General features: G+C 58.8%; 13 protein-coding genes. 3 read left to right on the top strand and 10 right to left on the bottom strand.

The features are described 5' to 3' along the window. Positions 1-91: 91 nt before the first annotated feature. The 10 genes from ACUZ9P_RS04240 to ACUZ9P_RS04195 form a co-directional block, all read right to left on the bottom strand. Complete coding sequence (locus ACUZ9P_RS04240; RefSeq protein ID WP_298997597.1) at positions 92-493, bottom strand: F0F1 ATP synthase subunit epsilon; 402 nt, start codon at positions 491-493, stop codon at positions 92-94. Between the two features lie 97 nt (positions 494-590). Beyond that, the gene (atpD, locus tag ACUZ9P_RS04235; protein ID WP_298997594.1) at positions 591-2,012 is read right to left on the bottom strand and encodes a F0F1 ATP synthase subunit beta; all 1,422 of its coding nucleotides are present in this window, start codon (positions 2,010-2,012) and stop codon (positions 591-593) included. Between the two features lie 10 nt (positions 2,013-2,022). After that, on the bottom strand, positions 2,023-2,907 hold the full coding sequence (locus ACUZ9P_RS04230; RefSeq protein WP_298997590.1) for a F0F1 ATP synthase subunit gamma: 885 nt from the start codon (positions 2,905-2,907) through the stop codon (positions 2,023-2,025). A gap of 26 nt (positions 2,908-2,933) precedes the next feature. Then, a complete protein-coding gene (gene atpA, locus ACUZ9P_RS04225; RefSeq protein ID WP_449248761.1) occupies positions 2,934-4,442 on the bottom strand; it encodes a F0F1 ATP synthase subunit alpha in 1,509 nt (502 codons plus the stop codon). A 3-nt stretch (positions 4,443-4,445) separates the two neighbouring features. Then, positions 4,446-4,997, bottom strand: coding sequence for an ATP synthase F1 subunit delta (gene atpH, locus ACUZ9P_RS04220; protein ID WP_449248760.1), 552 nt, complete (start codon positions 4,995-4,997; stop codon positions 4,446-4,448). Beyond that, a complete protein-coding gene (locus tag ACUZ9P_RS04215) occupies positions 4,994-5,575 on the bottom strand; it encodes an ATP synthase F0 subunit B (protein ID WP_449248759.1) in 582 nt (193 codons plus the stop codon). The genes atpH and ACUZ9P_RS04215 overlap by 4 nt, the downstream gene beginning before the upstream one ends. A gap of 106 nt (positions 5,576-5,681) precedes the next feature. Then, a complete protein-coding gene (locus tag ACUZ9P_RS04210; RefSeq protein ID WP_449248758.1) occupies positions 5,682-6,101 on the bottom strand; it encodes an ATP synthase F0 subunit B in 420 nt (139 codons plus the stop codon). 426 nt (positions 6,102-6,527) lie between these two features. After that, a complete protein-coding gene (locus ACUZ9P_RS04205) occupies positions 6,528-7,598 on the bottom strand; it encodes a glycosyltransferase (protein WP_449248757.1) in 1,071 nt (356 codons plus the stop codon). 36 nt (positions 7,599-7,634) lie between these two features. Further along, positions 7,635-8,180, bottom strand: a complete 546-nt coding sequence (gene aroL / locus ACUZ9P_RS04200) for a shikimate kinase AroL (protein ID WP_449248756.1) — start codon at positions 8,178-8,180, stop codon at positions 7,635-7,637. Positions 8,181-8,189: 9 nt separating this feature from the next. Continuing rightward, entirely contained in the window at positions 8,190-9,263 is a 1,074-nt protein-coding gene (locus ACUZ9P_RS04195) for a M24 family metallopeptidase (RefSeq protein WP_449248755.1), read from the bottom strand. A 200-nt stretch (positions 9,264-9,463) separates the two neighbouring features. On the opposite strand from ACUZ9P_RS04195, the gene ACUZ9P_RS04190 reads away from it, so the two are divergent. The 3 genes from ACUZ9P_RS04190 (at position 9,464) to ACUZ9P_RS04180 (ending at position 12,510) form a co-directional block, all read left to right on the top strand. Then, a complete protein-coding gene (locus ACUZ9P_RS04190) occupies positions 9,464-10,273 on the top strand; it encodes an iron-sulfur cluster-binding protein (protein ID WP_449248754.1) in 810 nt (269 codons plus the stop codon). Between the two features lie 177 nt (positions 10,274-10,450). Continuing rightward, positions 10,451-11,377: a dihydroorotate dehydrogenase gene (locus ACUZ9P_RS04185; RefSeq protein WP_298997575.1), complete on the top strand. Its 927-nt coding sequence runs from the start codon at positions 10,451-10,453 to the stop codon at positions 11,375-11,377. Positions 11,378-11,379: 2 nt separating this feature from the next. Further along, positions 11,380-12,510, top strand: a complete 1,131-nt coding sequence (locus tag ACUZ9P_RS04180; protein ID WP_449248753.1) for a hypothetical protein — start codon at positions 11,380-11,382, stop codon at positions 12,508-12,510. Position 12,511 lies beyond the last annotated feature (1 nt).

Here is a 12,511-nt window from a genome sequence, read left to right as displayed (position 1 = left end):
CAGAACAGATGGACTTTTAGGAAAAAGCAAAGCCGCAGCAGCGCGGACGTTTCCACGCTGCTGCGGCCCAACAAATCTGAAAATTGGTAGCTCAGCGGAGCTGGGCCAGTTGCAAGCGCACAACTGCGCGTTGCAGAGCGGCTTCAGCGCGGACAATATCCACCTTTTCGTCATGGCTGGTAATGCGCTTTTCAGCGCGTTCCTTGGCTGCCATGGCGCGAGCGGTGTCGATGCTGTCCGCCATCTCTGCCGATTCGGCCAGCACGGTGAGCACATCGTTGTTCACATCGGCGAAACCGCCGGAGATGAAAACGTGCCCATCTTTGCCGTCAGCGCGGTAGCGCAGGCCGCCGATCTTCAGGGCAGAAAGCAGGGAAACGTGCTTGGGCAGCACGCCGAATTCGCCCTCAATTCCTGGGCAGACGGCCATTTCCACTTCGCCGCTGACCACGGTTTTGTCCGGCGTAACCACTTCAAGTTGCAGCGTGCCCATAGGTACTCCTTCGCTCCTGATATACGCAGATGGCCGGGTTCGGGTCGCGCCTCTTACAAGGCGCGACCCAGAACCTCAAAGCGTTGCGATTAACGCCTTACTTCTCTTCCTGCAGCTTGCGCTGTTCGTACTTGGCAACGGCCTGTTCAATGCCGCCCAGCATGTAGAAGTCGCCTTCCGCCATGTGGTCGTATGCGCCGTCCAGAATGCCCTTGAAGCCCTTGATGGTGTCTTCAAGCTTCACATACTGGCCAGGGGTGCCGGTGAAGGTTTCGGCCACGTGGAAGGGCTGCGAGAGGAAGCGCTGAATGCGGCGCGCACGCGCAACGGTCAGCTTGTCTTCGTCAGACAGTTCGTCCATGCCGAGGATGGCGATGATGTCCTGAAGTTCTTTGTACTTCTGGAGCACCATCTGCACACGACGGGCCACCATGTAGTGATCATCGCCCACAACGTTGGGGTCGAGGATGCGCGAGGTGGAGTCGAGCGGGTCCACGGCGGGGTAGATGCCAAGTTCTGCGATCTGGCGGGAAAGCACGAGCGTTCCGTCCAAGTGCGAGAACGTGGTGGCCGGGGCCGGGTCAGTCAAGTCGTCAGCAGGGACGTAAACGGCCTGCACCGACGTGATTGAACCGTTGTTGGTCGAGGTGATGCGTTCCTGCAAGGCACCAAGGTCAGTACCCAGGGTGGGCTGATAACCCACGGCCGAGGGCATGCGGCCAAGCAGAGCGGACACTTCGGAACCAGCCTGCGTGAAACGGAAGATGTTGTCGATGAAGAGCAACACGTCCTGATGTTCTTCATCACGGAAGTATTCCGCGCAAGCAAGGGCCGTAAGGGCCACGCGAGCACGGGCTCCCGGAGGTTCGTTCATCTGACCGTACACAAGCGTGGCGCGTTCCAGAACGCCTGCGTCCTTGAGTTCGTGGTACAAGTCGTTGCCTTCACGGGTGCGTTCACCCACGCCCGCGAAAACCGACGAACCGCCGTGCTGCTTGGCGATGTTGTTGATCATCTCCATCAGAATAACGGTCTTGCCCACGCCGGCGCCGCCGAAGAGGCCCATCTTGCCGCCCTTGGGGAAGGGAACAAGAAGGTCAACGACTTTGATGCCGGTTTCAAGCAGTTCCACCTTGGTGTTCAGATCCGTGAATTTAGGAGCCGGACGGTGGATGGGATAGTATTTTTCAGCATTGACCGGGCCCAGTTCGTCAACGGGGCGACCGATGACGTTCAGGATACGGCCAACGGCGGCCTTGCCAACAGGAACCATGATGGGGTTCCCGGTGTCGACCGCATCCATGCCGCGGACAAGGCCTTCAGTGGCGTCCATGGCGATGGTACGAACGACGTTGTCGCCCAGGTGCTGCGCAACCTCACAGATGAGGCTGGGAGCATCGCTATTGTTCGGGTTGGTTATCTCCAGGGCGGTGAAGATACTCGGCAGGTTGCCGTCGCTGAACTCTACGTCCACCACGGCGCCGATAACCTGAACGACTTTACCGATGTTTTTGCTCATGTTTGGCTCCTTAACCCTTCAGCGCTTCAGCGCCGCCGACGATGTCGATGAGGTCGCTGGTGATGGAAGCCTGCCGCGTCTTGTTATAGAGCCGCGTCAGCATGTTGATCATCTCGTTGCAGTTACGTGTGGCGTTGTCCATGGCAGCCATGCGGGCGGCGTGCTCGCTGGCCGAGGTGTCCAACATGCCACGGTAAACCTGCACCTTGACGTAGCGGGGCAAAAGCTCCGCCAACAGCTTTTCTTCCTGCGGCTCGTACACGTATTCGCAACGGGGCGTTCCGGCCACTTCTGCCACTTCTTCAGCTTCCGGCGTTTGCAACGGCAGAAGGCGAAGGGTGCGGGGCGGCTGGCTGCCCATGGATACAAACTCGCCGTAGATCAGCCACACTTCGTCGAATGCGAAGGTTTCGTAGCCGTGAATGACTTCTTGCGCCACTGAGCTGGCGAGAGCGAAGTCTATGCTCCCCATGCGGTCGCCATAGGCAGTGAGGATCGTGTGCCCGGCAGAACGAATGGCGTCGCGGCCCTTACGTCCCACACAAGCAAAGCTGATCTCCATCCCTGCCCCGGCTTTTTCCTTCGCCAACCGCATTGCGGTGGCGATGATGTTGCCGTTAAAGCTGCCGCACAGGCCACGGTCTGATGTAACCAGCACAATGGCGCAGTGTTTCTTTTCCTCATGTTCTGCCAACAGGGGGTGGGCGTTGCCCTCCACCTTGCTCGACAGTTCGGCGAGCACGTCGCGGTATTTGGCCGCGTACGGCCTGAAGCGCTCGATGCGGGCCTGGGCGCCGCGCAGTTTCGCCGAGGCCACCATGTTCATGGCCTTGGTGATCTGCTTGGTCTTACCGACCCCCACGATCTTCATTTTTACGTCTTTGAGTGAAGGCATGCTTATCTCCCGTATGGAGGGGGCCCCTAGGCCTTCCAGCCCTGCTTGAAGGCGGTAATGGCCTCGGTGAGCGCTTTTTCCACAGCCTCGTCAATGACTTTCTTATCCTTAATGGCGTCAAGCACGTCTTTACGCGTATCACGCATAAAGGTGAGCATGTCGTCTTCAAACTTGCGGATCTGATCCACCGGCACGTCATCCATGTGACCACGGGTAGCGGCGTAGATGGAGGCGACCTGCTCATGCGAGGGCATGGGCTTGTACTGGGGCTGCTTGAGCAGTTCCACCAGACGTGCACCACGATCAAGCTTGGCCTTGGTGCCCTTGTCCAGGTCAGAACCGAACTGGGCAAAAGCCGCAAGTTCGCGATACTGGGCAAGGTCAAGACGCATGGTACCGGCGACCTGCTTCATGGCCTTGATCTGCGCTGCGCCACCCACGCGGGAAACCGAAAGGCCCACGTTAATGGCCGGACGCACACCGGCGTTGAAGAGGTTGGGTTCCAGGTACACCTGACCGTCGGTGATGGAAATCACGTTGGTGGGGATGTACGCGGAAACGTCGCCTGCCTGGGTTTCAATGATGGGCAGAGCCGTCAAAGAACCGGCACCAAGGCTGTCGTTCACCTTCGCGGCGCGTTCAAGCAAACGCGAGTGGAGGTAGAACACGTCGCCGGGGAAAGCTTCACGTCCCGGGGGGCGACGGAGCAGCAGCGACATCTGGCGATAAGCCACGGCCTGCTTGGAAAGGTCATCGTAAATGATGAGGGCGTGCTTGCCGTTGTTGCGGTAGAACTCGGCCATTGCGCAGCCGGTGTATGCCGCAATGTACTGCAAGGGCGCGGGATCGGACGCCGTGGCTGAAATGATGGTGGTGTATTCCATCGCGCCATGACGGCGCAAGGTGTCGGCCACCAGAGCCACGGACGACTTCTTCTGGCCAATGGCCACGTAGAAGCAGTGGATGTCCGTTTCTTTCTGCGCCAGAATGGCGTCAAGGCAAACGGCGGTCTTACCGGTTTGGCGGTCGCCAATGATAAGTTCGCGCTGTCCGCGGCCAATGGGCGTCATGGCGTCAATGGCCTTAAGGCCAGTAGGCATGGGCTCATGCACGCTCTTACGCGCGATGATGCCGGGGGCCTTGATTTCCACCGGGCGCAATTCTGTTGCCTCGATGGGGCCCAGGCCGTCGATGGGCTCACCCAGGGGGTTGAGCACGCGACCCATAACGCCGTCGCCCACAGGCACGGAGAAGATCTTGCCGGTACGCTTGACCGGGTCGCCTTCCTTGATGCCCACGTCCGAACCGAGCAGAGCCACGCCGACGTTGTCTTCTTCGAGGTTGAGCACCATGCCCATGATGCCGCCGGGGAATTCCAGCAGTTCCATGGACATCGCGTTCTTGACCCCGTAGACACGGGCGATACCGTCACCGACGTAGAGTACGGTGCCAGTTTCGCTCATTTCGACGCGCTGCTCGTAGTTTTGGATTTGATCCTCAATGATCTTGCTTATCTCTTCCGCTTTGATCTGCATGTGCTATTCACCCCTCTTGAATGTCTCCCGAAGGATTCCCAACTGCGCGCGCAGACTTGCGTCCAGCACCCGGTCACCCATTTTGAGCACCATACCCCCTAGTATGTCTTTGTCCACGGCAAAGGTCAGCTCAATATCGGTGCCCGCTTTCTGTTGCAAGGTATCCTTGAGCTTAGACTTTTTGTCTGCGGAAAGTTGTACTGCGGTTATGCATTGGCCACGGATAATACCCTTGGCCTCGTCCAGCAGTTTGCCGTACCACGTTGCAATTTCGCTCAAAAAGGCAAGCCTTTCCTTATCTGCAAGCAGAAAGCAGAAATTGCGCATGGTTTGGTCAGCCTTGAGCTTGGTCAGCAGCTTGTCGAGAACTGCCTTCTTTTCGCTTACGCCGATAACAGGGCTTTTCAAGGTAAGGTCAAGCCCAGGCGCGACGGCAAGCATTTCACCAAGAGACGCCAGGCACTCGCCACGCGAACTCAGGGCTGCATCCCCATCCTTTTTGCCAAGCGCAAAAATTGCGTTGGCATACCTGCGTGCAACCACGGTGTTAATCAATGGAGCACCACCTTGTTAAGGGAGTTGGCGATAAGCTTGTCGTGTTCGGCCGCATTGAGCTTGGAGCTCAGAGCTTTCCCGGCGGCGTCCACGATCTCATCGGCAATGGAGGCGCGCACTTCAGCAAAGATCGCGCGGCCTTCATTTTCCGCCGTAAGGCGCGCCTGCTCCACAATCTGAGCGGCCTGGCGGTGAGCCTCTTCCACAATGCCCTGCTTGAGGGCTTCGGCCTGCTGGCGGCTCTCGGCCAAGATGGCCTCGCGTTCAGCATTAAGGTTGGCAATGCGGGTCTCTACCGAGGCCAGCTGCTCCTTGGCCGTCTTGCGACGTTCGTCAAGATCGTCCAGCGCATTCTTGATGCCTTCGCGGCGGTTCTTAAAGAAACGCTTGGCCAGCCCGCCAACGAAGTGCCAGAGGATGCCGGCAAAAATTACGAAGTTGAGCACGCGCCAGCCGAAGTCGCCCCAACGCGGCGCTGCATGCCCTTCAGAAGCCATGGCTCCCGCAGGAATGACCACCAGCGCGGCAAAGGCAATAACGAGCGGCAGGATAAACCCCGCGTGTTTCCATCTGCTCAAAGCCCACCCCCTCTGTTCGATAATACCGATTCGAAACCAGTTCCCAATGAAGCCGCAACGTGAGCGTTGCGGAACGGCCCGCAAAGGCCTGTGTCAGCGCCGCTTGCTAGCCCTTGATGAGGCGGTCGGCCAGGCGAGTGGAAAATTCACCCACCTGCTTGCGCAACGTAGCAAGGGTTTCCGCAGCCTGTGCCTGCAGCGAGGCGCGGGTTTCAGCCAGAATATCGCGAGCGCTTTGCTGAGCTTCGCCCACCATTTTCTGCTGTTCGGCCACGCCTGCGGCACGGCCAGCCTCACGGTTGCTGCCTGCGTCCTGACGGGCGCGGGCCAGTTCGGCCTCATAGTTGGTGAGCCGTTCGCCAGCCTGGTACTCGAAAGAGCCGGCTTCCTCGGCCATGTCATCCATGACGCCGTTGCGCTTTTTGATGATTTCGCGGATGGGGCGAATCAGGAGGATGTTGAGCACATAAATGGCGATAAAGAAGTTCGCCAGCTGAAAAAGAAGAGTGACGTTTAAGTCCAGCATGCCGCATCCTCCATGTGAATTGCGGATTGAAGGAGTTGAAAATACATAAAGCCCTTGCAAGATATCTGCTCAGCCCTGTTATGTCAAAGGGTATTGGTGACAAATTTCGCAAACTCCGCAATTTTTTTTTCACAAGCCTTGTGCTTGAAGCTGCGGGAAGTGTAAAACAGTCTTTATACCGATTGTTTTGGTCTACTGCATCAGCTCCGTGTTGTCTGTGCGTCAATATTGGCTGTTTAAACAAACAAATAAAGTGCTCGGCTGGTTGTGGCAGCACGTGAAGCAGAGAATTGTGTAATAAAGTGTACCGTAGTTGCAGTATTGCAGTGGGCAGCGCGCGTTACTGAGTGAAAAGCGCTTGCGCAGAAAGACACAAACAAATGTTAAACCGGATTTAACAGGTCTGCATTATTAAAAAAGGATGCATTAAACCAGGAGCCAATCCTGTTGCTCATAACCTGTTTGCGAGAGCCACTGGCCTGCCTCTTCTGCTGCGCCGTGGGCCGTCAGGGCATTGAGAACGCGGCATTGCCCAGGTTTGGGCAGGGCACTGCGCCCCAGAACAGGAACGCCGTTTACGCGGTTGCCTATCTTTCTGGGATCTATATCAATGTAAGCGGCAGGTCTTGGGCCCAGCGTCCACAAGGGGGCCAGCCGCTGCCGGGCCACGCGGCCACCGCCAATTACCCAGATATCCGGATGAAAGGGATTGTGTTTCTCAAGCCAGCGAGCCAGCCACAGTGCCCGCAGCCTGTCGCAGGCGGTGCGCGCGTATCTGCTGTCCGCGCGGGTGGCGCGGGTGGGGGCATCATTCCACACCAGCATTTCCTGCGGCAGCTTTTCCATCACCGCACCGTTGTGGAGCCAGCGCAGCCAGATCTCCCAGTCTTCGGCAAAGTCGCCGTCATGGTACGCGCCCCATTTGTCCACGCATTTCCTGCGAAACATGACCGAGGGATGACACAATGGCGTATCCCGAAAACGTGCGCGGCTGATCTGGTCATGTGTAAGCAGGCTGTTCTGCCAGTCCACAAAGTGGGCAAAGCCGTGTGCTGTGGCGCGATCCCCGCCAAAGGCCACACAGGTTGCGGACACGCTGATCTGCGAATTGTTAAAAAGATGCGCCGTCTGCTTGGCAATGCGCAAGGGATGCGCCGTGTCATCCGCATCCATGCGCGCTACAAACGAGCCGCGCGCTACAGCAAGGCCTGCGTTAAGCGCCGCCACGATGCCGCCGTGGGGAAGGTGCAGTGCCCGCAATCTGTGGCCGCAACGGGCGGGGTTTGCCCAGTACTCCAGAAGCTCGCAGGTGCCGTCGGTTGAGCCGTCGTCAGCAACAATAATTTCAAATTCGGGCAAGGGCGCGCCAGGGGCGGGGCGCTGTCCGAGCAGGCTTTGCAGGGTTGCGCCCAGCGTGTGGGCCGCATTCCACGCTGGCAGCACCACAGATACAAGCGGGGCGGGCAACTGAGATGAAATGTGATTAGTAGCAGCCATGGAAGGCAAGCAATGAAGGCAGGGGAAAATGTGCGGTCATGACTTGGCGTGACCTTGCGGTTTCCGTTCCTGCCAGAGTTGTTCTATGTGCCGGCAGACAACAGGCATGGGCTGCGATGCGTCAACTATGTGGTGGGCTGCCTGTTCATAAAGATGCCGCCGTTCGTCCAAAATCTGACTGATTTCTTCAATGAGCCCCTTGCCAGTCAGCGAAGGGCGCTGACTGTTGACAGGGTTGCGGCTCAGTCTTTCGGCAAGGGTCTGCAAAGGCGCATCAAGAAAAATAACCATGCCGCGTTGCCGCATGAGAAGGCGATTCTCTTCCGCCAGCACCATGCCGCCCCCGGTGGAGACAACACAGCCAGCGGGGTACGCGTCCGCCACTTCCTGCAAGGCCTGACTTTCCCGGCTGCGGAAGCCGGGCCAACCTTCAGCGGCCACAATTTGCTCTACGGTAAGGCCCGCCCGGTGCAACAAATGCTGATCGGTGTCGGCAAAGGGCAGGCCGAGGCTTCTGGCAAGCGCCTTGCCGATGGTAGTTTTGCCCGAAGCCCGCGCCCCCACCAGAAAGAGAATGCTCATGCCGCCCCCTTAAAGGATCCTGACGCCGTCTTCTTCGACCAGCACCGTGTATTCCCAGCGAATGCCGCCCCATTTGGGGTAGTAGAGTCCCGGCTCAACGGTCACAACCATGCCAGGTTCCAGAACACCCTCAGCTCGGGGCGAAAGGCTGGGCGCTTCGTGGGTTTCAAGGCCCACGCCGTGCCCAAGGCCGTGCGTAAAGGCATTGGCGACGCCAGCTTTGGCAAAAACGTCGTGCGCCAGCGCATAGGCCGTACGCAAAGGCATGCCGGGGCGCATACCCTCAATGGCCGCCGTCTGCGCCTGCCGGGTAAGGTCGAGCGCACGGCGAAACTCGTCAGTGGGCGCAGTGCCCACCCAGAAGGTGCGGGTCTGGTCAGAGCAGTAGTTCTCAACGCGGCAACCCACGTCGACCAGAACCGGGCAGTTGTCTGTAACGGCATCCTGGCCGGGGATGGCATGGGGCAGGGCGGCGTTTTTGCCCACGGCCACAATGTTGGCAAAGGCAAGCTCCGATGCGCCGTTTTCGCGAAAAAAGCGCTCGATGAGCCAGCTTATGTGGGCCTCGGTGCGACCCGGTTCCAGCTGGCCCTCAACCCATTTCATCAGCTTGTGGTTGAGCGCAAAAGATTTTTCCAGCGCGGCGATTTCGCAGGGTTCTTTGATGCGGCGCAGGCGCTCGACCATGCCGTCAGCCGCTTCGCAATACAGGCCGGAGCCAGCGCCAGTCAGCTCGCGGGCAAAGGCGAGGCTGACGCCGTTGGCCTCAATGCCGATGCGGCTGCCGCAGCGCCTGAGCAATCTGTGCAGTTCGCGCGCTGCGCTGCCGCCGTATATAAAGATGCGTTCGCGATCCCAGATGCGTGAGGCTGCGTCCAGATAGCGACCGTCTGTTGCCAGCCAGTCGTGTCCATCAGACGTGATGACAAGCCTGCCTGCGCTTTCGTTAAACTGTGGATCATGCAGCTCAAAGCCGGAAAGATAAAACCTGTTGGCAGCCTGGCTGATGAGCATGGCGTCAAGCCCGCGCAAACGCATGGCGCGCCGGAGGTTTTCACGGCGGGAAGCGAAGATGTCACTCATAAAAATTCTCCTGCGGGCACTATACCCAGCGCGGGGCTGACTGAAAAGGTTAAATTTGACGGGGTTGAACGAGGCGGATCATGGTGGGCAGGCGGGCCGGGAGAATGGACAATTGATACATTTCTTGTATACATTAGCAAAGAGGCTTGGAGTAGCGTGGTCAGTTGACCTAGAACCTAACTAGGACTATAATTATAGACATGTCACAAACATCTTCTTGCGAGCTTGATGTTCTCGATCTTGTGCCTTTTGGGCAGACCGGCAACGAAAGCCGCTTTTTTGCGTTGCGCCTCTCCCGCCCCGAGTGGACTCGGTGGCGGCCTGGGCAGTTTGTCATGATCCGGCCCCGAAATTTCGGGCTGGATATCCCTTGGGCGCGTCCCCTTGGTATTTGCCATATGACCTCCCGGCATATGATCTGCTTTTTCCAGGTGCGCGGCAAAGGCACACGGCGCATGTCCGAGTTGCGCCCTGGCGACAAGGTGCGCGTGTGGGGGCCGCTGGGCAACGGGTTTGTCGTTGAGCCGGATACCCCGACCCTGCTGCTGGCAGGCGGTATGGGCATAGTGCCCTTTGTGGGTTACGTGAGCGAGCATCCGAAGCCGTGGAATGTGTCCATGCTGTTTGGACACCGCGAGCACATCAGCTGCTATCCTGTGGACAGCATCAACGAGCACGTGCCGCTGGACAGTTTGCGCGAAGCGGAATCCGGCGATCTGGACGACTTTATTTTTACCATTCAGGAGCGCATGAGCGAATACGCCGAGCAGAAGGGCCTTGTGCTTGCCTGCGGGCCTACGCCTTTTATGCGCACCGTGCAGAAGTTTGCCGCCGAACTTGGCGTTCGCTGCCAGGTTTCGCTTGAAAACCGCATGGCCTGCGGCGTGGGCGCATGCCTTGGTTGCGTGACCAAAACCACAGAAACCTGGCCGGTTGAAGAAAAGCGCGAAGGGCTGGTGCAAGTGTGCAACCACGGCCCGGTATTCTGGTCGGATCAGATAGAGCTGTAGGTTTTGCCTGCGCTTCCTTGATTCCTGAAACGACGTTAACGCCCGCATGCGGCATCCCTTACGGCCATGGCGCGCCGCACCGGCGAACTGGCGGTCGCGCGTGGGTACGCGCGGGCCTGTCTTGCCAGGCGAAGCCACGCACAAAATGCCGGATGCCGGCAATCTGGAGAAAGCGGCATGGATCTTTCCGTCACACTCAAGGGGCAGACGCACGATCTGACCCTTAAGAACCCTGTGCTCACGGCTTCAGGCACCTTCGGCTATGGGCTGGAGTTTGCCTCTTACGGCGATCTTGCCTCGCTTGGCGGTCTGGTGGCCAAGGGCCTTTCCCTGTTGCCGCGTCAGGGCAACCCCACGCCGCGCATTGTGGAAACCACTGCGGGCATGCTCAATGCCGTGGGTCTGCAAAATGACGGAGTCGAGGTTTTCTGCAAAGACAAGCTGCCCCGCCTGCCCTGGCAGGAAACAGCCGTTATCGCAAATATTTACGCCGGTTCGGTGGAGGAATTCGCCGAACTTGCCGCCCGTCTCAATGCAGAGGAGGGCGTTGCCGCCCTTGAGGTGAACGTCTCCTGCCCCAACGTCAAGGAAGGCGGCGTGCTGTTTGGACAGGATCCGGCGCTTGCTGCCCAGGTTACGGCTGCCGTGCGTCGCGCCGCGCCGGGCAAGCACGTTATGGTCAAGCTTTCGCCCAACGTGACGGATATCGCCCTTATGGCCCGGAGCGTTGAAGACGCGGGCGCGGACAGTATCTCGTGCATCAACACGCTGCTCGGCATGTCTGTTGATCTGAACAGTCGCAAGCCCTCGCTGGCCAACGTGGTGGGCGGCCTTTCCGGCCCTGCCATCAAGCCCGTTGCCCTGCGCTGCGTGTGGCAGGTGGCCCGCGCCGTGAACATCCCCGTTATCGGTATTGGCGGTATTGTCACCGCCGAGGACGCGCTGGAATTTTTGCTGGTGGGTGCGCGTGCCGTGCAGGTTGGCACGGGCAACTTCATGCGGCCCGACTGCGCCTTTGCCTTGGCAGAAGAACTCCCCGCCCTGTGTGAAAAGCTGGGCATTGAAGACCTGGGCGCTTATTGTGGCAGCCTGGATTTGGACTAACTATGTCGCTTACCGTTATCCCCGCCCGCTCCAAGCAGGAGTTTGACCAGTTTATGGATTTGCCGTGGAGCCTGTACGAACGTGGCTCCCTGTGGACTCCTGGCCTTAAAAGTCAGGATCGTGAACTGCTCACGCCCGGTGAACATCCCTTTTGGGAAAGCGCCCGGCGCGAACTCTTTCTTGTGTTGCGCGATGGCCGAGCCATTGGCCGCATAGCCGCCATTGTGGATGAAAAGTACAATGCCTATGCCAATGAAAAGTGCGGAGCCTTCGGCTTTTTTGAATGCGCCAATGATCCCGAGGCGGCCCACGCCATGCTGGATGCGGCGTACGGCTGGCTGGCCGCGCAGGGTATGCGCTTTATGCGCGGGCCGCTGAATCCCTCGGCCAACTATACCTGCGGCCTGCTGGTGCACGGCTTTGACCTTGCGCCCACCATCATGATGCCCTGGAACCCGCCATATTACGCAGAACTGCTCGAGACGTGGCATCTGCGCAAGGAGCAGGATCTTTTCGCCTACCAGATTGAGCGCTCGCGCCTTACGCCGCCGGAATGGCTCAGTGAGGAAGTGACGCGCCTCAAGGCCGAGGCGCGCTTTACCTGCCGCACGTCCAGCAAGGCCACACTGGCGGAAGATATCCGCGCCATGCTGGAGTTGTACAAAGTTTCATGGGCCAAGAACTGGGGTTTTTCTCCCCTTTCTGACGGCGAGGCGGAGCAGCACGTCAAGGAGCTCAAAAGCGTCCTTGATCCGGAATTTTTTGTGCTGTTCTTCCACAATAATGAACCAGCCGCAGGCATGGTGGCCCTGCCGGATATGGCCCCGCTCTTGCGGCGGCTCAACGGCAAGCTGGGCATCTCGGCATTGTGGCACTGGTGGCAGTCCCGCGCAGAAATTCGCGGCGGCTACCGCATCATTCTTTTTGGTATTCGTGAAGAATTCCGCCTCATGGGCCTGCCCTTGCTGCTGCTCGACTTCATGCTGGAAAAGGCGCGTCAGCACCCGCATTTTCAGTGGGTTGAGGGTTCCTGGGTGCTGGAAGACAATGCGCCCGTCAACGATCTGCTCGAAGATTTCTCGGGCGAGCTTACCAAGCGTTACCGCCTCTACCGCAGGGAGATTCAGTCGTGAC

The sequence above is a fragment of the Desulfovibrio intestinivivus genome, assembly GCF_053570665.1.
The sequence above is the reverse complement of the archived record's forward strand: the minus strand, read 5'-3'. Positions and strand labels throughout refer to the sequence as shown.

Bases quoted from the DNA above. Each gene is read 5' to 3' on its own strand.
- ACUZ9P_RS04240 (WP_298997597.1), bottom strand. From the start codon at position 493: ATGGGCACGCTGCAACTTGAAGTGGTTACGCCGGACAAAACCGTGGTC.
- atpD (WP_298997594.1), bottom strand. From the start codon at position 2,012: ATGAGCAAAAACATCGGTAAAGTCGTTCAGGTTATCGGCGCCGTGGTG.
- ACUZ9P_RS04230 (WP_298997590.1), bottom strand. From the start codon at position 2,907: ATGCCTTCACTCAAAGACGTAAAAATGAAGATCGTGGGGGTCGGTAAG.
- atpA (WP_449248761.1), bottom strand. From the start codon at position 4,442: ATGCAGATCAAAGCGGAAGAGATAAGCAAGATCATTGAGGATCAAATC.
- ACUZ9P_RS04210 (WP_449248758.1), bottom strand. From the start codon at position 6,101: ATGCTGGACTTAAACGTCACTCTTCTTTTTCAGCTGGCGAACTTCTTT.
- ACUZ9P_RS04205 (WP_449248757.1), bottom strand. From the start codon at position 7,598: ATGGCTGCTACTAATCACATTTCATCTCAGTTGCCCGCCCCGCTTGTA.
- aroL (WP_449248756.1), bottom strand. From the start codon at position 8,180: ATGAGCATTCTCTTTCTGGTGGGGGCGCGGGCTTCGGGCAAAACTACC.
- ACUZ9P_RS04195 (WP_449248755.1), bottom strand. From the start codon at position 9,263: ATGAGTGACATCTTCGCTTCCCGCCGTGAAAACCTCCGGCGCGCCATG.
- ACUZ9P_RS04190 (WP_449248754.1), top strand. From the start codon at position 9,464: ATGTCACAAACATCTTCTTGCGAGCTTGATGTTCTCGATCTTGTGCCT.
- ACUZ9P_RS04185 (WP_298997575.1), top strand. From the start codon at position 10,451: ATGGATCTTTCCGTCACACTCAAGGGGCAGACGCACGATCTGACCCTT.
- ACUZ9P_RS04180 (WP_449248753.1), top strand. From the start codon at position 11,380: ATGTCGCTTACCGTTATCCCCGCCCGCTCCAAGCAGGAGTTTGACCAG.